The following is a 26,162-nucleotide window of genomic DNA, read 5'->3' on the forward strand; positions in this document are numbered from 1 at the left end:
AAGTAACTATCTGCATAAATAACAGGTAGCCTTATGAAAAAGCTGTGGAAGAACAACGGGTTGTCCCTTGTGTTTGGTGTTTTCTTTTTGCTATCACTGCTGGGCCAGATAATAATGGGGTGGAAAGAGTACAATGAAGAGCGGCAGGAAGACGGACAGCCGCCGGTTGCTATGGCTCAATATCTGCATTCCGGGCATTTTATACAATCTACTTTTGAAAACTGGGAAAGTGAGTTTCTGCAGATGGGTATGTTTGTGGTATTGGCTGTTAAGCTGCGGCAGAAAGGCTCGTCCGAATCAAAATCGTTTGAAGAGGAAGAGGTTGACAGGGAACCCGATGCATCGCGGCCCGGAGCGCCCTGGCCCGTGCGCAAAGGCGGGTTAATACTAGCGCTGTATAAAAATTCTCTGTCCATCTGTTTCTTTCTGCTGTTTGCTATTTCTCTCGGTCTGCATTTTTACGGCAGCCTGAAAGGGTACAACGAGTTACAAATGATAAAAGGTTTGCCAACGGAAAGCGCTACTGCCTACCTGGGTAATCCTACGTTCTGGTTTGAATCGTTCCAGAACTGGCAGAGCGAATTTTTATCGGTATTTGCGCTGGTGGTGTTCAGTATTTTTCTGCGGCAGCATGGCTCGCCACAATCCAAACCGGTAGATGCTGCTAACAGCGAAACCGGGGCAGGCTAGGGGCGCTTTTAATCGCCAATGGCGCAACCGGCGCGAAGGCCGGTTGCTGACGCATCCGCTACGGGGGACGGATGGCGGTATTTAACGACCTACCATTTGCTTTAATTGTTCAGGATATCTTTCGCCCTGAATGGCAATATTGTCTGCCGCTGTGGTAATCTCCTCAAGTTCTTCGGTGGAAAGTATAACTGCTGCACCATCGATGTTTTCTTCCAGCCGGTGCACTTTAGTGGTGCCGGGTATGGGTACTATCCACGGTTTTTGTGCCAGCAGCCAGGCCAGTGCCAGTTGCGAGTTGGTCACGTTTTTCTTTTGTGCCAAGCTGGTAAGTACATCAACCAGCTGCTGATTGGCTTTCCGGTTTTCTGCTGAAAAGCGGGGTACAATGTTGCGGAAGTCGTTATGGGCAAACTGTGTGTCTGCATCAATTTTACCGGTAAGAAATCCACGACCCAGCGGGCTATAAGGTACGAAGCCAATGCCCAGTTCTTCCAGCAGCGGAAACAGTTCCTGTTCCGGCTCGCGCCACCAGAGTGAGTATTCGCTTTGCAGCGCTGTTACCGGCTGTACCGCATGCGCCCGGCGAATGCTCTGTACACCTGCTTCAGACAGGCCAAAGTGTTTTACCTTGCCTTCCCGTATCAGCTCTTTTACGGTGCCTGCTACATCTTCCATAGGCACATGGGGATCAACCCGGTGCTGATAGAACAAATCAATCACTTCTGTTTTCAGGCGTTTGAGGGATGCTTCTGCCACGGCCCGGATAGTTTCGGGGCGGCTGTCGGCACCGGTAGAAGGATTGGCGTTTTTAAATCCAAACTTGGTAGCAATAACTACTTTGTCGCGTATGGGGGACAGTGCTTCGCCCAATAATTCCTCATTGGTAAAAGGTCCATATACTTCGGCGGTATCAAAAAAAGTAACGCCTTTGTCAAAGGCAGTGCGTATCAGCTGAATGCCTGTTTGTTTGTCAGTGGCAGGGCCGTATCCGGAACTTAATCCCATACAACCCAGGCCCAGTGCAGACACTTCCAGCCCGCTTTTACCCAGTTCACGTTTTTCCATAGTAGATGATTTTTAGCGGTGATTCGTTTTTTTACACGCCAGTATTTTTGCTGCCGGTGTATGCAATCACCAGGTATATAACCCCCACAAAGGTATTGTTGTTGCAAGGTGCTGTAATTGCGAATATCAAACCGAAGCTTGCGATATTCAAACATAGAGGGTAATCGTTTATATTTGGCAGCCCTGCGCAAACGGTAGGCGATGGAGATGTAAAGTGAGATCAGTTGTATAAGATGAACAGGATTATGAAAAGAAATTATTATTTGTGCGGCGTATTGTTATTGGTAACTGTATTGGCTGGCTGGGGCAACAAGGGGCACCGTGCGGTGGCGTTGATTGCGGAGAAGCATCTGCAAAGCGATGTGAAAACCGTGATACAGTCGTATCTGGACGGCGAAACCATGGAGGAAGTGAGTACCTGGGCCGATGATCATCACAACACTTATACTGCCCAATGGCATTATATTAACCTGCCGGTGGGCCTGAGTTATGCGGCGTTTGATAAAGCGGTACGTGCACAAAAGCATACCGTATATACGGCTTTATTAAAAGCACGGGCCACTATACAAATGCCGGGAGCTTCCAAAGAAAAGAAGAAAGATGCCTTACGCTATCTGATTCACCTGGTGGCAGATGCGCATCAGCCGATGCACGTAAGCCGTAAAGAAGACAGAGGCGGTAATGATATTACCCTGAAATTTGGCGGTGATAAAACCAATATGCACAGCCTGTGGGATGGTAAGCTGATTGACCGGGAGGGGCTGAGTATTCCTGAAATGGTGGCGGCTTATGATAATGCCAGCCCACAGCAGGTAAAACAATGGCAGCAGGATAGCGTGATGCAGTGGCTGTGGGAAAGCTATCAGATAAGCGGCCAGCTATACCGCGAACTAAAGCCCGGAACAAATGTGGCAGACGCTGCTTATCAGCAATACATCAACATTACCCGTAAAAGAATATTGCTTGCGGGGATACGCCTGGCCGGAGAGTTAAACTCCGTGCTGAAAGGGCAGAAGGCCGTGCCGGTAAAGGTGAAGCCTGTTACACCCGTTCGTCCGCAGCAACCCGGCGTTGCTACCAGAATTGCATTGAAGGATGTAGCAAACGCTGTGGGAAAACAGGTGGTTGTTAGCGGAAAAGTTTTCAGTGCTAAGGACATAGGCCGCATGCTGTTGTTAAACATAGGAGCGGCGCATCCCAATCAACTGCTTACCGTAGCCTTACAGGGCAAAGCAAAAACAAGCTTCACCGGCAACCTGAATGGTAAAACCATTACGGTAACCGGTAAGGTTATTCTGTTTAAAGGTAAGCCGGAGATTATAGTAGACGATCCGGCGCAGCTACAGTAGACTCTGGCGCCGGCTGCTCATTGGTCTCCTTACTCAGAAAGTAATTTAATCCCGTTCTTATTACTGCAATAGCGCCCAGTTTGCCTATTTCTTCCCAACTGGGTGCTATGGCAGTAGACAATATATCTGCCCCCAGCTGAAACTCCAGCGCCAGGGTAAGGTATCGGGCAAAGTCAATCCTTATCTTGCCAAAATCTGAGTGTTGCCTTCTGGCCCACCACCGGAAAAATTGAATCAGCGAAACCAGCGTGCCCACGCCAATAGCCATAGCCCCCATAATCTCAAGACTGAACCGCAGCCAGTGTACCAGTTGTTGAATAAATAAGTCCATACAGGTATTATTGAATGTGTGATGTTTGTGTGTGCATAGTAATCAAGCAGAATGCCTGTTTGCTAATTGTTTGATTTTTAGAGTACTATACGGGGTGGTTGCTATTTGTGTTTTGCGGTATATCGTAAATGTATGATAGTGGTGCCGGAGTTTGCCCCGCTGGTTGCAGAAAAGAGTCAGGTATTGCCTGACAGGCATTTAGCCGGAAAGTTCATCTTCTGCTGTTCCCTGGCAAAAATCCTGCTTTCTTATGTTCAGCCTGGCCATTTTCGATTCCAGCGTTGTTGGTTTAATGTGCAGCAACTCTGCGGCACCGTTGGCGCCTCTTATGCGGCCCCTTGCTTTTTTGAGGGCAGCAACAATATATTCCTTTTCTGTAGCCCGCTGAACATCTTTAATGGCTTCCAGGGTGCCAGGGTTTGCATTAGCATTCAGGCGTGGTGCTGTAGCGGAAAGCTTACGCGCCAGCTGCAGGGGAGACCGGCCGTTGTTTAACACCGCAGTGGAGGCAGGGTTATGGGAAATACATTGAGGCGATAATACAGATCGAGCCGGAAATTACCCTCTGCTACTTCCTTTTCCAGATGGCGGTTGGTGGCCGCTACCACACGAATGTTTACTTTAACGGGTGTGCTGCTGCCTACCGTTTCAAATTCTCTTTCCTGCAAAACGCGTAGCAGTTTTACCTGCATGGTCAGGGGCAGTTCTCCAATTTCATCCAGAAATATTGTACCTCCGTCGGTCTGCTCAAACCTGCCCTTTCTTTTTTTGTAGCGCCGGTAAATGCGCCCTTTTCATGCCCGAACAACTCTGACTCTACCAGTGTGGGCGGAATAGAGGCACAGTTAACCTTTACAAACGGGCCTTTTCTTCCGGGGGAAGAAAGGTGAATGGCCTGCGCCACTTTTTCTTTTCCTGTGCCACTCTCGCCCAGTAGTAAAACGGAACTGGTGTAGGGGGCTACCTGTGCTGCCATGTCTAATGCAGATAAGAGTAAATGGTGACTGCCGATGATGCTTTTAAATCCCGTGGCGCTTTCGGTATCCTCTTGCCGGGAATGAACTGTGCCTGCGCGTTTGTCTGTGCTACCCGAAGTGCCCGTATCTCAGTTGCTGAATGCGCCTGGTAATGAAGCCTTGCGGGCTTTCCTCTTTACACCGGTTAAAGATTCAACGGTATTGAAGGGTAAAAAAATTGCCGTGATTGCTGCAGATGGTCTTGAAGAGATTGAGTTACTGGGGCCGGTATGGTATTTCAGGCAACTGGGCGCCCAGGACAGCTGATGAAATACAGGTGAGTGATTACGATGCCGTATTTATACCGGGTGGCGCCTGGTACCCCGATAACCTGCGGTATGATAAAGATGTGATAAAGTTTATCCGGGATTTTAACCAATCCGGAAAGCTGATAGCGGCTATCTGTCATGCTCCGGTAGTGCTGGCGTCTGCCGATATTCTGAAAGGCAGAAAGCTGACAGGATACTGGAACATACAGGTTGATCTGAAGAATGCAGGTGCTACCGTACTGGAGCAACCAGTGGTAACAGATGGCAACCTGATTACCAGCAGGCATCCTATTGATGTAGCTGATTTTTCCAGAGCAGTGGAAGGCAGGTTACGTAAGAAATAGCAGCTATTGTAAACAAGCTGTACTGTTCAACAGTACAGCTTGTTTGTTTTAATACAGTATGCCCATACTGGCCGCAGAAAAATCGTTCAACTCTTCTGTTTTGCCTTCTTTTATCTTTTGCACCCACAGCGGATCGGCCAGTATTGCGCGGCCTATCGCTACCAGATCAAAGTCCTCACGCTCCAGTCTGCGTAACAGTTCGGTAAGGTCTGACTTTTCCGAACCCTGGCCGGAGAAAGAGCCGAGAAAATCTCCTTTCAATCCTACGGAGCCTACGGTAATGGTTGGCTGTCCGGTAATTTTTTTAGCCCATCCGGCAAAGTTGAGGTCAGATCCTTCAAATTCCGGCTCCCAGAAACGGCGCTGCGAACAATGGAAAATGTCTACGCCCGCTTCCTTCATCGGTACCAGCCATTCTTCCATTTCCTGCGGGGTAGTGGCGATGCGGGAGGTATAATCCTGTTGTTTCCATTGGCTCAGGCGGATAATGATGGTGAAGTCTTCCCCAACGGCTGCTCTTACTGCTTTGATAACTGCTACTGCAAACCGGTTTCTTGCTGCAATGCTTTTACCACCGTATTCATCAGTGCGGTTGTTGGTGCCCTGCCAGAAAAACTGATCAATCAGGTAACCATGGGCACCATGCAGTTCCAGACAATCAAAGCCCAGTGCTTTAGCTGCACGGGCAGCGTTGGCAAATTGCTGAATGGTATCTTCTATATCTGCCACAGACATACTTTCCGGGCTTTCCATGGGTATGCCAGGGTAGGGGGAGCCTGCAATGGGTGTGTTACCTACGTGCCATATCTGAGGGCCCATTTTGCCGTTTTGGGCATGTACGCCGTCAATTACCTTTTGCCATGCGTGTAAAGCGGCTTCACCATGAAAGTCGGGAATGTCTTTCATGTTTTTAGAAGCAGGGCGATTGATAACGGTACCTTCAGAGAGAATCAAACCTACCTCGGCGCCAGCCCTTCTGGCATAATACGCTGCCACCTCACTGGTGGGTACACCATCGGGCGACTGCGCCCTCGTCATAGGAGCCATTACCATCCTGTTCTTCAGCTGCAGGTTTTTGTAGCTGAACGGCTGAAACAAAGCTGCTGTGTTCATCTTTTCTTCTTTAGTGGTTCTCTGTAAAAGTGATTGTTACACGAAGTAACCATCATTGGTTTACATTTGTAACTATTTGCCCCAAATACCGGTATCCTGGTTGTTTATTTTGAGAGAATATCTGGTTGTATGAAATACTTATTTAGCCTAAGCCTTTTGTTAGTGTGCATTGTGCTAAATGCACAGAATGTTGCTATACTCGACCGTATTAAGCCTGCTAAAGATGATTCCGTTTTTGTGAGCGGGCGCGTGCTGGATGAATCCGGTAACCCGGTTAAAGATGTGTGGGTATTGTTCTATCCTTTTTATCTGGAAAAGTATGATATAACCTGGTATGAAAAAGACACTGTTGTTACGGACGAGAATGGGTGTTTTGAAGTGAAATGTAGAGAATCTCAGTTTGTAACCAACTCGCTGTACTTTAACAAACCAGGTTTTTTTACCTCAGAGCATTGTTTTGCCGAGCTTAAGTCGTTTATGACAATTGATACAGCTGTGCTTGTACGTGATCGCACAAGCAGATGGTATAATACTCAGAAAGCAGGCCCGGAGTTATTGGGGATGACTGTTAAGCAGACGCTGGCGGTTTTAAAGCCGGATATCTGGCGGGCGAAAGCCTGGTGGTTTAGCGATAACCTGAATAAAAACTACACAAGGGCTTTCCAAACCGAAGCAGCAGATAGCACTATGGTTCTGTTGATTGTAGCCCAATGTCCTGATTTAAAGGGTATGAAACCTGGCAATTTGGATGATCAATTAGTGGAAGGGATAGGGTTGACTTTTCCTGATGGAGAAAAGAAGTTTTTAGGGAATGCTATCTCGTATAGCAGGAAGATGCGGAATGAATATGCTGACAGATTTATTCTTCACAGAAAATAGAGTATTATAGTTTTAGAAAAGCCGTTTAGGCTAAATACCCTTTACCTGACTGAATTCTTTTTCTGCAGACCCGAGTGCTGTTATTGCTGTGGCGCGCAGCCTTGTTATGTAATGGCAGCACAGAGGTGTTGATGATTTTCATTTGTTTACGGCTATATGGTAGCAACCTTGTGTATCAAGCGTTTGTACTGTAGCGCAGAGTAGGTATTACGTCATGCGTGGAAGGTTGTCCAGCAGGATAATGAGAAAACTGCGAATTCCATACACTGTTATTGGCGCTGCCTGGCTATGACAAGGCGATATCGGCTGATTTCAGCCTCAAGGGCATTTTGTTTGAAGACATTTCTGAATAATACCTTCAAACGCCTGAAACAGATTGTATTATTTCAGGCGTTTGAAGGTGTTGTTATTGCCTGTCTCTGGCGTTGTTGATGCCAATGATAAGATAAACGATAATGAAGATTTTAAAGAAAATACCCGAAAGCAGGTTAAGTGGATTGATAATACCCAGTAAAGCCTGGTATGCCAGATATACTATCAGCCCGGTTAACAATGCTGCATAAGCTTTCTTTCGGGTCCATAATGCCAGTCCGGCGAAAATTGCTGTTAGAATACCTGTTTCTATCCATATTGCCGTTTGTGTTTCAGCAGGCGCCTGTGCAGCTGCAATAATGCCCGATACTAATTGTACAGCAGCAATGATAAAGAGGGCATTTCTGGCCTGTTTAATAGGAAGGTCGTAGCCGCTGTTTAAAAAGGCTTCCGTAGCTGCATCGTACTGTGGGGCGGGAGTTGTTTCTTCTGATGGATTAGGGGTCATAGTTACATATTTACTTCAAATATATTGAAACCAGGATATTGATTAAGTGTAATATCTGAACAGGCCAACTGTCGGAAAGCTTCAAAAAAATAACCATACATTGGTAGAAATTCTTGGTTTGAATGAAAAAGCGCTTATATTTGCAACCCTGTTAATCATACGGTTAGCATGTTTTACGGGACGTAGCGCAGCCCGGTAGCGCGTTTGCATGGGGTGCAAGAGGCCGCTGGTTCGAATCCAGTCGTCCCGACTGAAGGGGTTTTATTATGAAATATAATGATACCCTAATTGACCGGAAGGCCCGCAAATATTGAGTTTGCGGGCTTTTTCATTTTTAGCCGCATTTCAATTTATATCACATTATTTCAATCTGGTGGTGAGTAAATACGTGAGTCGAAAAACTCGCTAACTTTTACTCACAGAAATTCATTCAAACTTTTGAGGTTCAATCTGTTAGGCCAATTTACTTTGGTGCGTCCTAACACGATTTGAACCTGCGTCCTACGTGATAAGAGGTGAAAGAATTTGAAACAATTTCAAATCATTTCAAATGGTGTGGTATGAGAACAGACAAAAGTTTTTCAATTGACTTCATTATCCGAAAAGACAAACAGGATAAAACAGAAGGCTATTTATTCGCCCGTGTCACAGTCAATGGGCAAAACACTGAAATTTCATTGAAGGAAAAAATTAAGGTGTGGGATTGGGATTCCAGAAGCGAAACGGTAAAAGGTAAAAACAAGTATGCAAAATCAATTAACGATTGGATTGATGAGGTAAGGTATAAGATAAAGGAAAGCAGAAAGGCATTAGAAACAAACAGGCATCCAATTACGGCTTCAACAATTAAAGAGCATTATGAAGGCAGGCATACCAGCCAGAAAGCCCCTACTTCCGGGCACACGATTAAGGAGCTTATAAGGTTTCATAATAAGATAGAGGGCGAAGCACAGCATAATGAGGAAGCAGCAAAATTGAAGCCCGGCACTATGAAAAACTATGGAGCAACAGAAAAGTATCTTACCAATTTCATGCTGCATAAATACAAAAAGGAAGATGTTGACCTTTTAGATTTTGACTATCAGGCCGTACTGGAATTGGAATATTACATAAGGAACTTTCCAATAAAGCAATCTGACCCCTGCTTAGGCAATGGCGTGTATAAGCACATGGAAAGAGTAATGAAACTGTTTGGCATGGCGCGTAGTATGAGGTGGCTAACTGATAACCCTTTTGAATTATATGAGCTAAAAAAGAAAAGGACGGTTAAGGAGCGGTTAACTATTCAGCAATTTGTTGCCATTGAAAACGGAGTTTTTAATGATGATAAGCTAAACTATGTCAGGGACTTGTTTATATATGATTGTTATGTAGGAGTTAGCTATGTGGACTTGCTAAATTTAGAGGAAGGCCATTTTGTGGAAATGGAAGACACTTTATTCTGTACCATATACCGGCAAAAAAGCATTGAACGGGCAGGGATTCCTGTACCGCCAGCAGCAATTGCTATTATGAATAAGTACGCAAATACACCTGCGGCAGTGGCTGGTGGTAAGATATTTCCGTATATCAGTAATCAGGACTTTAACAGGAATCTAAAAATCATAGCTGGCATTCTAAACATTCCAATAAACCTGTGTACCAGAAAAGCAAGGGACTTTTTTGCTAAAGAATTAAACCTGAAAAACGGTGTGCCTATGGAAACGGTGAGTAAAATGTTGGGCCATTCTAAAATTAGTACCACTAAAGAGAACTATGCCGATGTTGACGAGGAAAAAATCATTGATGATACTGCGCATGTGCAGGAACGGTTCAATTTAAAAAAGAAAAAAATCTTACAAGCTGTGTGAGTTCTATTATTTATTAGTACGATATAGGGGCGAAAGCCCTTATATTTTTGAGTTGTCTGCTTAAACTGTTCTTACAATACCTGCTATTAAAACCCGAAATTACATTAAAGCTACCAATGGCATGAAGTGAAGTGTTGATGACTGCACTATTCTCCCATCATTTCTCGCAATTTGTCACCAAGAAAATAATCCTCACTAACGCCTTTTCCAAAATGGTATGTATTATTTTCACGAGCGGTCATAAAACTCCTGAGGTCTTTGTATGCCAGCTGTTCAGGGTCTTTTATTGAAAATTCTAATCGAACGGTTGTCCATTGCATTAACATGTCGGGGCCGGTAGTAACTAACAACAGGCCTTTTTCTGTTCTGAACGATGGCGAAATAAAATATCTAATTTGTTCAATCAGAAAATTAGCCCCCCTTGTCAACTCGCACATTAAGTCTTGCACAAGGTCAACATGATAATCGAATTTGTCCCCTAATATATCGTATTCTTTTTGATCAATATGATAGTCCTTATTGTAAAATTTTTCCGTGTAATACATTTCTTCACCACTTTTATCAAGGTGTCTTGCAAAGACATGTAAAAAATCGTTTAATATTGAACGGAAATTTTTAAATGCAAATTCCAATTTGGGATAGCGGTTCGGCCAAATTCTTGAAAGAAGATACCCGTTTAGTCGTTGCAACTCTTCAAAACGGTCTTTAAAAATATTAGGCTGCCCTCCTGACAACACATAAGAACTCCATATATCCCACTCTTCAATTCCTGCGAGATTCACAAATTCCTCAACATATGTTGCGTAAGTTTCATCATCTTTTTGCTTTACTATGTCAGAAGGGTTTAAGCAGGTGCGAACCCATTCTGTATGCTCGTTCTTGATTTCATGTAGCTTATCAACAGAGTATAACTCTTCGTGGTCATCAATAATTTTGTGGTGCTTTTGGCAAAGCAACATGAGGTTATTGTATTTATCTCTTGCTTCAGGCGTTAAGGTAGATTTTCCTCTTGGCCCTTTTTCTTCTCTTGCAACAATATGTGCTTCTTCGCCTAATACTGAGGGGTCGTCTGTTTCCGTAATGTCTTCTGCCAATTCTGTTTTGCAGATTGCGCACTTGTTACCTGACCGTCCCCAAAGCATTTTGTGTGTCTTGATTGAAATTCCCATAGCATGGTTTTGAAGCGTTCCTCTAACGAATAAATATACGTTATGCTTTCAAGCTGCCCAAAAAACAATACTGATTGTCAATATTTATAATATTCCCTTTTTAAACAATTTTTAAATAATGCTGGTTATTGTGTGATGCAAATCCGTTAGTTGGCTTCTTTACCATACCGTTCAAATTTGAATACCCAGCTATCTACACAAATACCTCTGGCTAAACCAACCGTGACAATCTGGAATATTACAGAAAGTGTCGATAATTGGGGACTTCTTATTACAGCGTACAAGATTAGATACTCTGAGGCAACTACAAGCACATGAATTACCAATATCCTCCATACCGACTTCCTCTTTATGCGGGCACTGCGTTTCCATAGTTTAATAACCAAAAATGCAAGCCCTAAAACAACTATCAGAAAGGTGTTAATTAATGCAGCAATGATGTTATCTAGCCTGTAGAAGTGCTTTAGCAGCAGTGGTTCGTGGAAATAGATATTCATAAACAGACAGACCAGCGAAGCCGAAAATAGATATATCAACAGGGTCGCAATAACCAGCCTTACTTGACTTATATAAAGCCTGATATGCGCAGTGTTCTGCGCCCGGAAATCTATATCAATGTGCATAAGGTGACGGATTAGAAGAATTAGACAGGCAGTGGAACCACTTTAAAAAAAGTGCCTACTGTAGAAACAGCAGGCCTTCGTTTTCCAATTATCCATTATCAGGGGGTATCCTTTTTAGTTTGAAGTATTTTGCCCAGTTCTAAAAAATACTCTTCGCCTCCTGTGGTAATGAGATATTTTAAGGCTCCATAAGCATGATGGCACAGCATTTCTACTTTCCTGTCACAATCGCAAATAACATGCACCTCGTTATTAGAAACGGAGATTGCTAATGTGTATGATAGTGCGCCGGAAGTGTTGGTATATTCTGCCTTATATTGATTTATTTTAACCGGAGATACAAAAGTCACAGGCCATTGCTTGTAATGGAATGTTTCACTATCAATGTGCTTCTTTAGTGAATCGGCGTGCAATCGCCCTGCTCTCCCTAGCGGAATAGTATAGGCGTATCCGGTGTTGCGTAAATCGTCCTTGTTTGTTTTCATATAAGCTGAGTGGATGTAGTGCTGTTTATAATTATAAAGCGTCAGTCTGCGGTTTCTCTTTCCATATCATAAGAAAGCCTGTTCCGGTGGAAACTGTTATGTTATCGCCAATTTCAAAGCCTGCATTTTTAAGCCAAACGCCGGATAAGTTTATCCACGGCACAAACTTGTAATACCCTACCCTCGGTAGGCCTATTCTAACCACTTTTAATTGTCTGGTGTGCATTGGTATAACTTTGGCACTCATAAGAAGTACGGTATTGTGTATTTGCAATCGGATTGTATTACTGCTGCGGGGCTTAACATTCGCCTATTAGCGGGAAAGTGATAGGTGCGTGTAAAATGACTTCCTGCAAAAAGTTGTCATAAAGTGTTTCTGCAGTCTTTAATAGCTCTTGTACTCTGCGAAGCAGGATTTGTACTTTATCAGGAGGTACGTCACATTCACCCCTGTGGCGTGCTTCGCCAAAACTTCTATTTAAAATAGTAAACAGCTCTTTTTCTTCCGGCGTGTTACATGGAAATATGGTAGCCGGTGCTAACGAAAAATTTTTCGTTAATTCAAACAAACGTGAAAGGTTGGGTGTGGCTGCTTTATAGCCAGTAAATACACGTAGAAGAGCAAGGCAAACTTGGTGTGTGGCTTGGTGAAGCTGGAAGACTACGCCGCCAAACCAATTTTGGCTAAGATTATATTCTGCGGTTTTTAAAAAGCCCTGTGCCAGTGAAAAATGATGCTGCCAGTACTGCTTCATATCGTTTATTACTCCGCGCATATCCGGTAACGATTCCCACGCATACAAGATATTAGGGGCACCATCGTACAACATATAACCTTTGGTATATGCGGTTGTATGAAAACGCCACCCCTCCGTCAGTGACTTGTCGAAGTTTACCAGTTTCAAAACAACGCTGGTAACCTTTAAGTCGAATGGCGTAGCCTGTTGCTCTACTGTTTGTATTATTTCATGTTCAGGCCGTTTTTCGTCATTTTGTGTTACAATCAATAGGTCATAGTTAACAGTAGCTCTTTGCGAAATGCTACTGTTCTCAACTGTAAAGGGTGTCCATTCCTGAACTACGGTTTGGCGGGTGCCATAGCATAGGACTTTTACCGGGGAAACGGTTTGAACAATTTTTTCGGTAAAATCTTTCAGCAACGTTTGTTGCCGTTGTGACAAGTGCGTGAATTTTGACATAGAGTAGACGTGTTTTATGTGATTAAATAATAGGTTGAAGCGGAATTTTAACTGTAAAAACTGTTAGCATGTCTTTGCTGTTAACATCTATGGAGCCTCCCATTGCATCTACATATAACTTGCTTAGATACAATCCTAACCCAACACCAGCCCTTTCTGCATCCGCTTGGTAGTACAAGGTGAATAGCAGTTTTAATTTTTCGGGAGGTATGGTTGTGCCCTTGTTGGTTACCTTTATAATAATATAATCATCCACCGTGTAGCATAGTATATTTATGTAACTCTCTCTGGCGCTATACTTCTGAGCATTCGCAACAAGGTTAAGTACAATCTGCTCTAGCTTTATCTTATCCGTAGTGATATGTAGTTTTTCTAAAGTTGCGGCGCTATCTACGTGAATGTCTTTGGAAAAGAATGGGTTTTCTCTTAATGTTGTTATAAATGGGAAAAGCCAGTTAGTAAAATGGAAAGATTCTGATAATAAGGTTATAGCCAGTTTACCTTCTTTTAGTTTTACTGTCGTAAGCATGTTTTCAATAAGGCTTAACGCGTCTTTGGTAGACTGTTTGGTGAGATTGAGCCAACGATCTTTTTCTATTCCTTTTTCGATGTAGTATAGTGCCCCATGTATTGCAGTAAAAAAACTCCTTACCTCATGGGTATAGCTGACTATAAATAATTCCATTATTTCAAGCTTCTGTGTAAGTGGTATGTCGTTAGCATCAGGCATGGCTTTGCCACAACATTTGCATGTGTCTTGCATAATGTAGAAGTTGATAGTTGGAAAAAGTGGATGTGCTTAAAATGAGTTATGCACTTGATAGAATAGCGGTATGCACAAAGGAGGAAATTTGGTAAGCAGTTGGCAGATGAAACCCACGGAAAGACTTTGCTATTGTCCTAAACAAAAAAATGGCGTGGGTTAGTTCTTATGCAATTGAAGGGCTACGACACCCATGCGGCAATAAGAACGCCCACGCGCTAACGTGAGCGATTTACCTTATTCTTGCCGCTTTGAAATTGTCGTAGTTTTCAATTGCAGGAATTAAAGCAAACACGCTTTACAATATTTTATGTGTCCGCAATATATTATATTATGAGGTATCGTTCATGGGTGAAATCACTGAATTTAAAGCAATCTAATACTTTAGATCAATAGAAAAAAATAAAAGTATTATAATATGATACATAAGTTCAATGAAATAATACTCAAATAACTGTTTATCAGCTGTTTAAGAATTTTGTCTTTTCTTTATACAGGAAAGACAAAATATGCCACGTAGGAAAGTAATAAGACCGGATATTGCTATAAACAGGATTAAAGGAGCGTTAGCTGATAGCGGTAAGACTATTGGTGAATTAGAAGAGCATTTTGGTGTTGCCCACTCTACCGTGTCTTATTGGGTGAATAATAAAATCCAACCTGACGTATATACATTTTATGCAATAGCAGAATGGTTGGATATAGATATAAAGGACTTATTCCACTCCACTAAAGACAAAAAACATGCTGCAAAAAAGCCGTAACCTCTTTGCAGCATATCAGATCACTACTTCTTGGTAATTATAAATTGATTCAACTCCGGCGTATTCATCAACCGCTCCATCTCATTTTCTCGAATACCTTTTACATCCTTTTTTATTTGTAAGAACGTATCCAACACTATAGCAGAAGATACCTGTTTTTTAGGCAATGGCAGATAATCAGCTTTCTTTATCCTGTTTTTATCAAGTACAAAATCAGAATGAAACATTTTTAAATCAATCCTTTGGTCTGGGTTATCTGCCACTACTCCCACAAACTCCCCAGCTGAAAGGGATGAAATCACAGACTGCGGTATTGCATAATCCAGCTGCTTGGAACGGGTAACAGAAGTATCATTACTGTTAATAGCTATGCTTTCCCTGTCCTGCATGATCTTACCAAAACGTTCTGACAGGTCTTTCGCTCCTTGCCCGGCCACCTGCCCGGAAATGATATTGCCCACAATATTTAGCAGCACATCAGCCTGCTGCTTACCATAGGCGGCTATTAACTGGCTGGCATCTTGTATTACCATAGTAACAGAAACCAGATAAGACCTGCACACCGCCAAAAACTTATCCAGTGAAGGCCATGAAATATTGGCAAACTCCTCTAAAATAATTGCACAGGGCTGCTCTTCCTGCTCTTTCAGCAGCTTTTGCAGGTTGTTTAAGTACAGGGATATAACCGGGCTATACACATTTGCTTTCTGTGGATTATTGGCAATACATACGATTTTCGGAGCCTTCGGGTCGTTAATGGTCATGCTGAAATCATCGCCTGACAGCACGTAATACAGGTTTGGTGTAGACAGTTTGGATAGCCCGATCAGTGCCCCGGAAATCTGCCCCACCAGCTGCTTACCGGCATCCTCTTTCAACGCCTGCACGAACGGTGAAATCATAGCCTCTAGCTGCGGCTCTGCTGAAAGTATGGAAAAGAGTACAGAAAATTCCGTCTGTGCCAGTTCAATTGCATGCGGCAAAGTGCAATAACGCCCCCCTTTATAGAGCCGCAGAAACCAGATAATACAGGTAATAAGATTGATGGAAGATTCAGCCCAAAAATCCGTTTTTTCCATCCAGTCCGGATTGAAGCCGATTAAGATAGTACGGGAGGCTGACGCAGCATCTGTAATATCCCGCATAGATTCTTTCATTAAAGGATTGCAGCGTTGCTGTATCTCGTCAAAGTTCAATACATGAAATTCCGGTTCTACTTTATACCTGTGTTTGTATTGCTGGTAATAGGTGTATGCAAAGGCGGTAAGGTCGGGATACTTGAAATCATGGAGGCAGACCCCATAGCCTTTATACATAGATTGGCGCAGTATTTCCATTACGAGCCATAGCGTTTTACCACAGCCCGGTACGCCCTCCAAAAGCAGATTGCGAAAGGGGTTTACTACAGATACATAGCTTTGCCGTTCCTGTCCTTTCAGCTTATAGCGGGCCGGAAAATTAAAGCTGTAATTATTTTCCAGTAACCTTTCTTCCTGCGGGAAACTCTGGTTTTCCTTGTTGAAAATATCCCCCTTTAGTTTCAGCTTTATAATGCGTGTAAGCAGCGTACCTCCGGTAAGTATCAGGATGTAACCGGCAGCTGTAATAGTAATATAAGCTATACCGGTGATAGCCGGATTGGCTGGTATGTATAATGCCAGTACACTTATAAAATACAGTATAAGGCCGGTAATTACGAATGCCAGCGCCGCCGGGTAACCGATCTTTTCTGATTTTTTCCCTTGTGCCCCCAACAGGGAAAGCAGCAGAAAAAGCAGCGCCACCAGCTTTGATTTTAAGAAGCTGCTGAACAACCCCGCTTTACTGATATTACCTAAAATTCGATCTGATAAGCTGGCAGTAAGATGCCATTCTTTAAAAGTGCCGTAGCAATAAAAGTAAACATGCAGTAGTAAAACTATGATGCTGATAGCCCGTGTAAGGTCTATGATCTTTTTTAACCCTATGTCGTTTGTATTGTTTTTCATAACATGATTTTTTAACGTTCCAATGATTGATCTCTGCGTTTTCTTCTGTGTTCTTCATCCCGTTTTAAATTTGCGTCCATTGCTTCTGCTCCCTGCTGCGGCTGCATTATCTCCTGTAAAGAGTTGCCGGTATCTTTCAGCAGACCATCTGCATTGCCTGCGCTTTTCTCATTATCTGCGGTAAGTGTCTTTTCAGATGCAGGCGGTGTACTGGCCGGTGAATGGGATTTGCCGGTATGCTGTGCTGGCGCTGGTTGCGGTTCATTGGGCACCGACTCTTTTGCTGCTTCTTTATTTTTGGGCCTTGCTTGCTCTTGGCTTTTCTCTTTCACCTGCGGCTTTTCCTGCTCAATGCCCAAACGCTCTAATATCCTTTTTGCTGAATAATCTTTGTCCAAATCGCCCCCATTAAACACAGCCTTTTTTTCATGGCTAATAAAAGTAATGCCGTAAATAAAGCCGGTATCAGTGCGGCGTATTTCCATAGCAATGCGCTCTTTTTGCAGTGCATTTTTAAACTCCTGTAAGCTGCCGGGATGCTGTTTGATATGCCAGTCTATAGCGGTGGTAAAATGCTTTTTATCCTTTTTCCGGGCCTGTTCATTCTCTGTAAACTTCTTTTCAATCTCGTTTAAAGTAGGCTTACTGTATATGCTGCTGGCTTTGATGGGCACGCCAATTTTCTGCCCGTTTTCATCCAGTGCGCGGTAATAAAGCCCTTTGTTTTTATAGACGCGTGAACCTTCCGGCCCCCGGTCTGCCATAACATTATATCCTTTCAGCACCGCGTTTAATTCATGCAGGGAAGTGTATTTGTATTTATCAATTACATGGTCTAATACATTAGTAATACTGCGCAGCGTTTCTGATTTTCCATACTGCACCTTTTGCGCACTGACGGATAATAGCTGCTCCTGCTGCTGGGCATTTTGCTTTTTATCTGCTTTGACCAGCCCGTATTTTTCCTCCATTTCCTTACGCACCGGTTCTGAAATATCCTTTGCCTGATTATGCGTAGTAATGCGCGTGCCATCTTCCCGGATAAGTGTAGATACAATATGTACATGCGGATGTCCGGCATCAAAATGCTGGTAAACAAGGAACGGTTGTTTACCAAAACCCAGCTTTTCCATGTATTCCTGACTGAGCGTTTTTAAAAACTCAGGTGTGAGTTTTTCCGTTTCAGACGGATGGAAATTGAGTGATAAATGAATCAGCTTTTTTTCGGCCCGGTCGTTTAAAACCATCAGGTCTTGAAAGCGGTTTAGCTTTTCATGGATATTGAGTTCATCCGGCTTTTTTAAAAAATTGACTGCATCCAGTAAGACGGCCTTACCGCTTTGCACTTTCTTTTCGTTGTAGTTTACCGCACGTTTTAAGCTGTCGGGGTATTTTATTTCCGGTCGCATGCTTCATAGATTTGGATAAGCTTGATACGTATTTCTTCCACTTTCTGCATCAGTATTTTCTTAGTGGCTTCGTTCATTACCGCCCATGTTTTTACCTCCGGTACAGTATCCAGTGTGTGCAGTTTATGTACTGACTGATTGAAGTTGTTGCCTATGGCACTCAACTCTGTTTTAATCAGATTCAGTACCATTAGTAACTGGTCAGTGGACTGGTTACGGTAGTTGATGGTAACCGGTTTACCTAACAAAACGCGGCGTGCATACTCGCTGAGTTTGCGGTAAACAGACTCATTACAGGCTGTTTCTATCTGCTGAAACTCTTCCGGTTTGAACCGGATAGTGACGCGGCGCGTGTACTTGCTTTTTTCAATCTGCTTCATAATCTTGCTACACATTTTCAGATACAGGCAGCGGTACGCTGCTCTCCTTTAAAGCAGCACGGAGCGGCTGCGCTTCCCCCGCCGACTTTGGAGGCATCAGGGGGCGAGGTCAATTGTCGTGACTTGTCCGACAATTGTACACCTCGCCCGTGGCAGTGTAGGCAACGTGAAACTCCCGCACCGGTGATGATGGGCCATGTACTCCTGCCGGGCTTTATCCTGCTGCCTGCAGGTGAGCATGCCCCTGAGTGCAGAAGATTGCAACTGCTGCCGCTGCCGTGATCTGTGGTTAGGAAAAATTGTTATAAGGCTTCCTTTGTATTGTCCAGCCCTGTTTCCCTGTACTATTGTGACAGTCGGGTAAAGTAGCCATCCCGTAAAAGCCGGGGAATGATTTGCTGCTGATCTGTGGTAAAGGGATGGCTGGGGGCGGTAAATGACTGCCGGACGGTGCCCCTTTTTCTGGTTTTGCTGGTGGGCATTTATCACTGATAAAAGCTGCCCACAATGATTTGCTGAATAACATACGCTTCATTTTCTATTACACAATTCAGTTGAAAGAAGCATTAAAAATACCCCGCAAAGCAATGTCAGACAAGATGTGTGCAATAAGGACTAGCTTATATAGATGCTGCTATTTTTATGAGTTTTTAAAGCAATTAAAGGAAGGGATAATTGTTCTTTTGACGCGAAAAGGGATAGTTGGTTTGCTACACCATCTATTTATCTTTATCATTAGGTAGCAACTTTGAATACTGATCATTATCTCGCAGGTGATGCAGTAACCATCTTTGTTCAGATTTGTCTGAAACAACAAATCTGTCGCGTCCACTTTTATAGGCTTCTATTCCAGCTATGGTATGATTATACAAGCGCTTCAAATCTGGATCATCCACAGTATATTTTTTCAAAGATTCTTCAAATTTTTCCCACGATCCAAATATGTCTGGCGTGAAAGGGGCTAATGCAAACTCTCCGTCAATATTCGGCAATGAATGAGATCGTATTATTGATCTAAGATAGGCTTCCATATTCTGTTGTGAACTGTGCAGATGTCGAAGCAATGCGTCATTTGCCAGTGAATAAAGTTGCACTCTACGGTCTTTTCCTCTGGAATCAAGATTTAATAAATGGAAATCGGCAGCTTCATGACTATATCCTAGATGCTCATTGAGGTATGCTGAGAATAGGTTATAAATTATTCTCTGAAGATGATTTTTTGTAAAAACATTCTCTGATTTATCACTATATATTAGCTCTTGAAGTAAATCATGAGCAAGTTGAGCTCTACTATACTTACCCAATTTTCCGTCATTTAAAATCAATTCAAGTTCTTTCCGGAAATCTTGTTCGGACTCAAATAACGTCAAATATTTTGCTCGATCTTTTATCAGATGAATTGCACGGTTAGTAAACGAACCGTCTTTTTGACCGGGCATCAGGTAAACTCGAAGAATTTTCAAGTATTCCTCTTTGGACTCAAAAGTATCGTACTGGTCTAGTATTTCATATAAACTATCACTTTTTCCATCCTGAATCCAATTGTCAAAAGTTAACTTAATCATAGTCATATCTTGTCCAATAAGATCTCTAAATAGCTTAGGAGATATGAGATTAAATAACTGGAATGAAGCGTACAGAAAATAGTTGTTTACTCTTGCAAATTGTGAAGTAGGCTTTTTGTCGTTTTTCGTAAGGATGAACTTCACCGTATCAAATACAATTTGCGAATCAATTTCATGAATATTAAATTGACTTTTTAGCTTTTCCCAATTGATACTATGGACGTTCCAATATTGATAATCTTGTTGGTTTTGTGTTATGAGTTTTCTATTAAGTATGCATTCATATACGGAGTAATGTCTGTTCTTCAACAGTTCTAACATAAGTAGATCTAAAAAATAAACGCTGTCGCCAATTAGTCTATAACTTATTTTGAATGAGTTAACCAGTCTTTTAACATCTCTAAAATTATCAACGTAATGCTCGAATAATACATGTATTGATAATTCAGATGACACCTTCGCTACATCTCTCAACATTATTAGGCCTTCCAGTAAATTTTCCCTTTCTTTCTCAGACCAATTGTCTTCCAATAGTAGTTTTTCAAATTCCTCTACATATACCATTGGTGGCCTAGGTGGTAGAGGGATAACGAATTGGAATATTTTCTTCAAATACTCGGTTTCTTTTGTAAATAGCTTTGTGTTTGCCAATGCCTCAACTACATAGTGATGATCCATAGCCACAACAAAAAAAACGTTGTTGAAACTGGCGGTATTTCTAATAATACGAAATACTTGCGCTATTTCTGCACCACTTAACCTGTCTACATCGTCAATAAACACAATATACCGCCGACCAGTTAAACGTATAGATTCGTTTATTTCGTTATATCGTTCACTCAAAGGGCTATCAGGAATGATTTCATCAAGCAATGCTTCTGTAGCATGAAATGTTAACTCCTTACTTCTTCCTAAAGTTTTTTGTGCGTATTTTTTTAGTTGGGATGCAGCAGAGCTGCTGTAAGGCTTTAGCGATTTGGAAAGTGTTTCAAAGAAGTCCTCCAAAATCTTATCTGCTGAAGCAGCTTTCCAAGGATTAAACTCAATAATTGTATTTTTTCTTTCAGCTCCAAGCCCCTCCTGTAAGCGCATTAAAAGATTAGTTTTCCCTTGTCCCCATTTCCCAAAAACGCCAATCGAAAAACTACCTTCTCCTGCGGAATTATTAATAGCGTTAATCAATTCTTTAAGTGTAGAGTCATCAGTAGATACTGATTTTTTATCTTTTTGAAATGGAGTATCATGAATAAATGCTCCATAAGCCGCCTTTTGCAAAGACTTCCTATATGCCCTAAAATCCGATAGCCATAGAAGAACATGAATATAAAGAACGTCAGTCAAGTAAAAGCGACTAAAAAAAGCTGGGGCGAAAGTGTAAAAATGGTAATTGGTATCGTTTCTAATATCAGCCCAATAACAAACTGAAATTGCAATCCATAGTAGAAAGGAGGTCAAAGTTGGGATAAGCCTTCTTTCAAAAAATTTACTATATAAAGTCCAACCTGCAAATAGTAAAGACAAGAGAGCAATGACACTAATTGTAGCGTCCTCGTCAGGTATGTGTGATAATAAATTATCAACTATGTAAGTGTCGTATTGCTTCCGGAATGTTTTATAAAGAACTAAAGCGGTACAAAACAAAAACAGAACTTTCCAACCTCTTTCTTTAAACGTTTTGAGGTAGGGAATTTTAAAAAATTCTCTCATACAGCGGTCTTATACAGTGGGTTTCATGTTGATTATTAGCCAAATATAAGAAAACACAGTATAATCTTCTCTTTTTAGGACGGTATTGTAAGCAATAGAAGCAGCCTAGTATGTTGGCTGCTTCTGGTGCTCTCGTGGTAGCTACCTATAAAATATGCGTCATTCCAAAAATCCCTGCCGCTGAATATTCACCAGCCACTGCGCGGCAAAAAGCGTGTGATCTCTTTGCATTACCTTGTCAATGGCAGCCAGCCTGCCGGATTTTATGGTAATGCTTTCCTGATAAAACCCGGTGTTATCCTGCCGGATCTGGTACGGGAAAATGGCCACCATCTGCGGCCTGTTTAAAATATGCCGCAAGTCTACCACTATAAAGTGCATACAGGGGTCAAACAGCTTCCGGCCTTTTTCCTCGTAATAATGGGCAAGGCTGTACAGCCTTGCATCGCCTGCCGGTGCGTTAATATTTACACCAAAGCATTCTAATACCAGCGGCATAAACTCTGCCGTGGTAAAGGTGATGGTTTCTTTACCTGCCATGCTATCAAGTAACTGGCAGAATATATCTGTAGCTTTCAGATTCAACATTTTCATAAAAAAAGTGCTACCCTTGTTATGCAGCGTAGCGCCTGCATAACGGGTTATCTTTTTAATGCTTTGTTCTTGTTGTGTGAGGTAATCTGCTCGCTGCCGTACTTGGCTTTTATTTCTTCCAAACTTTTATTGGTGCCCCGGCCATGATATTCGTCCGGGCTGTAGTACCACACTTTCTTTTGGCCGTGGTATGTGAGGCCCGCCTCTTTTAATTCTTTGCGCACAGGGAAAGTATTACCACTTGCCCACAGCCAGCGCCCTACCAGTTCAATGACAATGCCGGGCAGGTTTATAATAGCTTCTACTATCTGGCGGTATTCTTCGGACAGTCTGATTTCTTCGTCTGCTTCTGCATCTGTCATGCCGGCACCTTTGGCAATGCGGGCACAGGCATAGGCATATTCTGTATTAATGGCCTGCATGGTGGCAGTATCGCCGCCTGCATCGGGGTGGTTTTCTTTAGCCAGCTTTTTATACTGTGCTTTTACTTCTTCTACGGTGGTGCATTCAGTAAAGTATTTCATAGTAATATTTTTTAATAATGAAGTGAATGGAATGGCGCGGGGAGATTAGTTTTTAAACAGTGTGAGCCTTTGGGGATTGGCTATGTTCTGCCTGTGTCTGTGCTTGCGTACCAGACGAAAAACCATAATATCTTCATTCAGATAAATTGCCCATGCACATAACAGGGCGCGGGAACGTTTATACTTTTTGTTACGCTGTATCTCCCATGAAAGGGCCATTACGTTGTTAAAATTTTGACTGGTCATAACGCTACTTTTTAGGTTTGAATAATTGTGAATCATTCGGCTACGCCTCATTCACATACCGATAGCGACCAGCCCTAAGCCGATGGTGGGAAACGTCTAGGATTTTGGAAAAAAAATACTATTGCGCCACGCATCAATGCCGCGCAGCGGCTCTCATAGCATTGGAGATTTTTTTTTCAAAACCCCGCCAGCGGAGGCTTGCCGCAGCGCAGTCCTAGACTTTGCCACCAGCGGCATAGTATCTTTGCGGCCACGGTTTGCGAATGAGCAGCCACCGCAGGTGACCATCTGGCATAAAAAGAAAAGCAGCGTAAAGAAGCAGGCGTAAAAGGGAGTGACACAACGATGTTGCCCAAAGAGAAAAGCTCCTGTTATACATCTTTATTTTAACCCCTTTGGAAGGAAAAAGGCCCTATTTTGGGATAGCCCGTTTTAAAAAGGCATGATATTTTATGATAGGTACCAACGTTTACATTTTTAATCCAAAAGCGGCTTATCTATGAGGCAGTTTGATTTACATTTTCATGTGAAGACAATACAGGGCGATAAGCTCTTACTGCTGTTGCAGGAACTGACCGGGATAAAGGAAAGTACCTTAATAAAATCAGCAGCCATCGAAAAGGAAGACCTGCTGGCGGGAACGGATAGCGAACCGGACTACCTGGTTGTGAGCCAAAGCGCGGAAGACTGGTACTGCATCCAACATAATTCTTTCAAAAAGCTGTACAGTTGGGGCCGTGTATTGTCGCAGGAACTGGATACGCTTTTTATACAGGTGGCGCACCGGCTGGATGATGGCTTTTGTTATTTTCTGGCTTATGAACGAGGGCAACGGCTCCGGGAAATTGAAGCTACCGGCTTGTCCGAAATTCCCGTATTAAACGGCGGTACCCTGTTTCCTTTTGAAAATCCGCATGCCGATGGCATAAGCGGTTATGATATACGCATGTTCGACCGGGATTTTATGGTGGACTATTGTATAGAATGCGGAGTAGACCTGCATAACCTTCATCTTTCTTATTATTCGCAGGTTTTCAAAAAGTCTGTTTAATTTGATTTACAAGACTTTGGCCAATACTTCCTATTTATTTACTTCTGCAACGGGCACCTTTCAGCAGTTTTACCTTCTGATTACAGTACCGTGTTAATTTGTTCCTAACGTCAGGCTGACGCAATAAAAATATTAGTATATTCATTTATATATAGTTGTATTAGCGTTTATTCCCCCCATTGGATAATCCCCGTTAGGGGCACTATGCTGTCGAACTGATTGGATGAACGAATAATCTCTGCTATGACCATAACATCAACGACCCGTGGGCAGTTAAATTTTGTTGCTGTCGTACCCGAACGTTTAGGCTATTTAAAAATTCCGGGCAGTCTGGCACTGCATGCGGAAGAACCCTTTGCTAACGTCTTCTACCAGAAGTACCAGACTTCGGATTATTCCTTTTGGCTCAGTGCCTATACTGCAAAGGAAGACCATGCACTATATATACACCGTGATGGCCCTTTGATTGGTTTTAAAGTCCTGTTGAAGCAGAACATGCGCTATACCTGTGAAACGGGGGAAATCTATTTTAAACAGGGGCAGTTTCTTTTTGCGCAGGTGCCCTATATAGACAGTTTATTTTCTATCCGGAAGGGCCGGGAGTATTTTGTATTCGATATGTCGCTGACAATGGATTTTATTAAGCGGCTGAATCTACAGGTAAAGCAGTTAGACCGTTTTCTGGCCGGTTTACAGGAAGGAAAGAACCGGTTTCTGTTGAATACCACCATGAACAGCAGTGCTACGCTGCTGGATGCTATTGAATACCTACGCCATCACCCGGCAGACAGACTGGCAGCAGGCAAAGCCGTGGAATCGCTGTTTCAGACCGTCATGGAGGGCAAGGCACAGGACTTGCCGGAGTATAAGATTGAACGCATGTATGAGGCAAGGGAGTTAATCAGGCTGGATATTACCCGGCATATTACCATACCCAACCTAGCGCGGATGGTGGGCACCAATTCCCGCGACCTGAAAACGGACTTTGTAAAGGTATTTTCCATTCCACCGGGCCAGTACCTCCAGTATGAGCGCATGAAAACAGCAAAGCTGCTTCTGCTGAGTGAACCGCAGTTGACAGTTAATGAAATAGCGGTAAGAACCGGGTTTAAGAATGCTGCATCTTTTGACCCGGTATTTAAGGACAATGTGGGGATTACCCCTTCTGAATGGCGTAGAAATCGCGGAGTATTGCCCGGTAAGGAACTAATGTGAAGAGGTGCCGCGCCCTAAATTCAAACCGATCTGGTAAGCCCATGCAGTAAGCTTTAGCGTTTTATCCTTACCTAAATCGTACTGGCTGTAAATCAATATCCCTGCTGCCAGTGCTGCTGCGGCACTCCACAGCTGGTAATGCTCAACAGTGCCTCTGCCCATCGGTGCAGGCCCCAATGACATTTCCAGTAAAAAGTATATAGCCACCATAGGCAGCAGGCATACAAACGTAAAACACACTGCCCATAACAGATACCAGACAGGTTTTCGGTTGGCTTTCAGGGCGATCATAAGCCCTTTAAGCAGATATAATACACAGGTAATCAGATAGGCTCCTATGATAAGATAGGCCAGCTTTCCCAGCCTGCTTGCCTGTAGGTAAAATGTCTTATGCTGCATGATATAGAAAGCAGCCACCAGTGAACTGCTGTAAACGAGGCATCTGAAAAGAAAGATACCAATGTATTTAAACGCCACTATTAACCATGCTGTTTGCCGCCGTGCCAGCGCTTCGGTATCGGATTCGTAATATCCTTCGTTGTACCTGTTCATAAATTAGCTTTTAATGGTGAAGAATACCGGTATTGTAATATACGAAAATACCGTAAGATTAGTATGCAGGGAAAAATTCACCATTCGCTGAATATTCCTGCACCATTATAGCCTGCCCTTCCGGGGTGTTAGCACCATCTTTGATAATTCTCAGGCGAACTAATTTGTGAAAACTCAAACGTGTGTGATTATGGAAAGTGTA

27 protein-coding genes, 1 tRNA gene and 1 pseudogene are annotated in these 26,162 nt (G+C 42.9%); 10 read left to right on the forward strand and 19 right to left on the reverse strand.

Going from position 1 to position 26,162, the window contains the following annotated elements; translation table 11 throughout:
- Positions 1 to 33: 33 nt before the first annotated feature.
- Entirely contained in the window at positions 34 to 690 is a 657-nt protein-coding gene (locus tag IEY13_RS14315; protein WP_188953246.1) for a DUF6766 family protein, read from the forward strand.
- An 81-nt stretch (positions 691 to 771) separates the two neighbouring features.
- On the opposite strand, the gene IEY13_RS14320 is transcribed toward IEY13_RS14315, so the two are convergent.
- Positions 772 to 1,755: an aldo/keto reductase gene (locus IEY13_RS14320; protein ID WP_188953248.1), complete on the reverse strand. Its 984-nt coding sequence runs from the start codon at positions 1,753 to 1,755 to the stop codon at positions 772 to 774.
- A gap of 245 nt (positions 1,756 to 2,000) precedes the next feature.
- Between IEY13_RS14320 and IEY13_RS14325 the strand changes: the two genes are divergently transcribed.
- Entirely contained in the window at positions 2,001 to 3,104 is a 1,104-nt protein-coding gene (locus IEY13_RS14325; protein ID WP_188953250.1) for a S1/P1 nuclease, read from the forward strand.
- On the opposite strand, the gene IEY13_RS14330 is transcribed toward IEY13_RS14325, so the two are convergent.
- The 3 genes and pseudogenes from IEY13_RS14330 to IEY13_RS30450 all read right to left on the reverse strand — a co-directional run bounded on the left by IEY13_RS14330 (position 3,073) and on the right by IEY13_RS30450 (position 4,411).
- A complete protein-coding gene (locus IEY13_RS14330) occupies positions 3,073 to 3,435 on the reverse strand; it encodes a DUF1622 domain-containing protein (RefSeq protein ID WP_188953252.1) in 363 nt (120 codons plus the stop codon). The genes IEY13_RS14325 and IEY13_RS14330 overlap by 32 nt on opposite strands.
- A gap of 198 nt (positions 3,436 to 3,633) precedes the next feature.
- A complete protein-coding gene (locus tag IEY13_RS14335) occupies positions 3,634 to 3,933 on the reverse strand; it encodes a helix-turn-helix domain-containing protein (RefSeq protein ID WP_188953254.1) in 300 nt (99 codons plus the stop codon).
- Positions 3,927 to 4,411: pseudogene (locus IEY13_RS30450) on the reverse strand (sigma 54-interacting transcriptional regulator). Before IEY13_RS30450 ends, IEY13_RS14335 begins: the two are co-directional and overlap by 7 nt.
- A gap of 100 nt (positions 4,412 to 4,511) precedes the next feature.
- Here IEY13_RS30450 and IEY13_RS30170 point away from each other — a divergent pair.
- Complete coding sequence (locus tag IEY13_RS30170) at positions 4,512 to 4,718, forward strand: hypothetical protein (RefSeq protein WP_229687871.1); 207 nt, start codon at positions 4,512 to 4,514, stop codon at positions 4,716 to 4,718.
- A 10-nt stretch (positions 4,719 to 4,728) separates the two neighbouring features.
- Positions 4,729 to 5,064, forward strand: coding sequence for a DJ-1/PfpI family protein (locus IEY13_RS30175; protein ID WP_229687872.1), 336 nt, complete (start codon positions 4,729 to 4,731; stop codon positions 5,062 to 5,064).
- Positions 5,065 to 5,112: 48 nt separating this feature from the next.
- Here the strand turns inward: IEY13_RS30175 and IEY13_RS14350 are convergent, their stop codons facing one another.
- A complete protein-coding gene (locus IEY13_RS14350; RefSeq protein ID WP_188953256.1) occupies positions 5,113 to 6,177 on the reverse strand; it encodes an NADH:flavin oxidoreductase in 1,065 nt (354 codons plus the stop codon).
- Between the two features lie 129 nt (positions 6,178 to 6,306).
- Between IEY13_RS14350 and IEY13_RS14355 the strand changes: the two genes are divergently transcribed.
- Entirely contained in the window at positions 6,307 to 7,056 is a 750-nt protein-coding gene (locus IEY13_RS14355; RefSeq protein WP_188953258.1) for a peptidase associated/transthyretin-like domain-containing protein, read from the forward strand.
- A 406-nt stretch (positions 7,057 to 7,462) separates the two neighbouring features.
- Here the strand turns inward: IEY13_RS14355 and IEY13_RS14360 are convergent, their stop codons facing one another.
- Entirely contained in the window at positions 7,463 to 7,876 is a 414-nt protein-coding gene (locus IEY13_RS14360) for a hypothetical protein (RefSeq protein ID WP_188953260.1), read from the reverse strand.
- 176 nt (positions 7,877 to 8,052) lie between these two features.
- On the opposite strand from IEY13_RS14360, the gene IEY13_RS14365 reads away from it, so the two are divergent.
- Together IEY13_RS14365 and IEY13_RS14370 are read left to right on the forward strand one after the other, a co-directional pair.
- Positions 8,053 to 8,126: transfer RNA gene (locus IEY13_RS14365), tRNA-Pro, on the forward strand.
- A gap of 310 nt (positions 8,127 to 8,436) precedes the next feature.
- Positions 8,437 to 9,726, forward strand: a complete 1,290-nt coding sequence (locus IEY13_RS14370) for a site-specific integrase (RefSeq protein ID WP_188953262.1) — start codon at positions 8,437 to 8,439, stop codon at positions 9,724 to 9,726.
- A gap of 146 nt (positions 9,727 to 9,872) precedes the next feature.
- Here the strand turns inward: IEY13_RS14370 and IEY13_RS14375 are convergent, their stop codons facing one another.
- The 5 genes from IEY13_RS14375 to IEY13_RS14395 form a co-directional block, all read right to left on the reverse strand.
- Positions 9,873 to 10,895 carry an HNH endonuclease gene (locus IEY13_RS14375; protein WP_188953264.1) on the reverse strand — a complete coding sequence of 341 codons (1,023 nt, stop codon included), beginning with the start codon at positions 10,893 to 10,895 and terminating at the stop codon, positions 9,873 to 9,875.
- A 721-nt stretch (positions 10,896 to 11,616) separates the two neighbouring features.
- The gene (locus tag IEY13_RS14380; protein ID WP_188953266.1) at positions 11,617 to 12,003 is read right to left on the reverse strand and encodes a hypothetical protein; all 387 of its coding nucleotides are present in this window, start codon (positions 12,001 to 12,003) and stop codon (positions 11,617 to 11,619) included.
- A 31-nt stretch (positions 12,004 to 12,034) separates the two neighbouring features.
- Positions 12,035 to 12,250 (reverse strand): SymE family type I addiction module toxin, encoded by a 216-nt coding sequence (locus tag IEY13_RS30455; protein ID WP_188953268.1) that lies wholly within the window; start codon positions 12,248 to 12,250, stop codon positions 12,035 to 12,037.
- Between the two features lie 52 nt (positions 12,251 to 12,302).
- Positions 12,303 to 13,202 (reverse strand): HEPN domain-containing protein, encoded by a 900-nt coding sequence (locus IEY13_RS14390; protein WP_188953270.1) that lies wholly within the window; start codon positions 13,200 to 13,202, stop codon positions 12,303 to 12,305.
- Between the two features lie 22 nt (positions 13,203 to 13,224).
- Complete coding sequence (locus tag IEY13_RS14395) at positions 13,225 to 13,965, reverse strand: sensor histidine kinase (protein WP_188953272.1); 741 nt, start codon at positions 13,963 to 13,965, stop codon at positions 13,225 to 13,227.
- 509 nt (positions 13,966 to 14,474) lie between these two features.
- On the opposite strand from IEY13_RS14395, the gene IEY13_RS14400 reads away from it, so the two are divergent.
- The gene (locus tag IEY13_RS14400; RefSeq protein WP_188953274.1) at positions 14,475 to 14,729 is read left to right on the forward strand and encodes a helix-turn-helix transcriptional regulator; all 255 of its coding nucleotides are present in this window, start codon (positions 14,475 to 14,477) and stop codon (positions 14,727 to 14,729) included.
- 23 nt (positions 14,730 to 14,752) lie between these two features.
- Here the strand turns inward: IEY13_RS14400 and IEY13_RS14405 are convergent, their stop codons facing one another.
- The 7 genes from IEY13_RS14405 to IEY13_RS14435 all read right to left on the reverse strand — a co-directional run bounded on the left by IEY13_RS14405 (position 14,753) and on the right by IEY13_RS14435 (position 23,142).
- The gene (locus tag IEY13_RS14405) at positions 14,753 to 16,717 is read right to left on the reverse strand and encodes a YWFCY domain-containing protein (RefSeq protein ID WP_188953276.1); all 1,965 of its coding nucleotides are present in this window, start codon (positions 16,715 to 16,717) and stop codon (positions 14,753 to 14,755) included.
- Positions 16,718 to 16,728: 11 nt separating this feature from the next.
- Positions 16,729 to 18,126, reverse strand: a complete 1,398-nt coding sequence (locus IEY13_RS14410) for a relaxase/mobilization nuclease domain-containing protein (RefSeq protein ID WP_188953278.1) — start codon at positions 18,124 to 18,126, stop codon at positions 16,729 to 16,731.
- Entirely contained in the window at positions 18,111 to 18,506 is a 396-nt protein-coding gene (locus IEY13_RS14415; protein ID WP_188953280.1) for a plasmid mobilization protein, read from the reverse strand. The genes IEY13_RS14410 and IEY13_RS14415 overlap by 16 nt, the downstream gene beginning before the upstream one ends.
- A 719-nt stretch (positions 18,507 to 19,225) precedes the next feature.
- Positions 19,226 to 21,778 (reverse strand): KAP family P-loop NTPase fold protein, encoded by a 2,553-nt coding sequence (locus tag IEY13_RS14420; RefSeq protein WP_188953282.1) that lies wholly within the window; start codon positions 21,776 to 21,778, stop codon positions 19,226 to 19,228.
- Between the two features lie 159 nt (positions 21,779 to 21,937).
- Entirely contained in the window at positions 21,938 to 22,372 is a 435-nt protein-coding gene (locus IEY13_RS14425) for a DUF6908 domain-containing protein (RefSeq protein WP_188953284.1), read from the reverse strand.
- A 47-nt stretch (positions 22,373 to 22,419) separates the two neighbouring features.
- Positions 22,420 to 22,896, reverse strand: coding sequence for a J domain-containing protein (locus tag IEY13_RS14430; protein WP_188953286.1), 477 nt, complete (start codon positions 22,894 to 22,896; stop codon positions 22,420 to 22,422).
- Between the two features lie 45 nt (positions 22,897 to 22,941).
- A complete protein-coding gene (locus IEY13_RS14435; protein ID WP_188953288.1) occupies positions 22,942 to 23,142 on the reverse strand; it encodes a hypothetical protein in 201 nt (66 codons plus the stop codon).
- Between the two features lie 499 nt (positions 23,143 to 23,641).
- Between IEY13_RS14435 and IEY13_RS14440 the strand changes: the two genes are divergently transcribed.
- Both IEY13_RS14440 and IEY13_RS14445 read left to right on the forward strand, forming a co-directional pair.
- Positions 23,642 to 24,193, forward strand: coding sequence for a hypothetical protein (locus IEY13_RS14440; protein ID WP_188953290.1), 552 nt, complete (start codon positions 23,642 to 23,644; stop codon positions 24,191 to 24,193).
- 243 nt (positions 24,194 to 24,436) lie between these two features.
- Positions 24,437 to 25,408: a helix-turn-helix domain-containing protein gene (locus IEY13_RS14445; protein WP_188953292.1), complete on the forward strand. Its 972-nt coding sequence runs from the start codon at positions 24,437 to 24,439 to the stop codon at positions 25,406 to 25,408.
- Here IEY13_RS14445 and IEY13_RS14450 read toward each other — a convergent pair.
- Positions 25,400 to 25,960: a hypothetical protein gene (locus tag IEY13_RS14450; protein ID WP_188953294.1), complete on the reverse strand. Its 561-nt coding sequence runs from the start codon at positions 25,958 to 25,960 to the stop codon at positions 25,400 to 25,402. The two genes, IEY13_RS14445 and IEY13_RS14450, sit on opposite strands and share 9 nt — an antisense overlap.
- Between the last annotated feature and the right edge of the window lie 202 nt (positions 25,961 to 26,162).

Origin of the sequence: Filimonas zeae (genome assembly GCF_014641615.1) — a bacterium.
Lineage (GTDB): Bacteria > Bacteroidota > Bacteroidia > Chitinophagales > Chitinophagaceae > Filimonas > Filimonas zeae.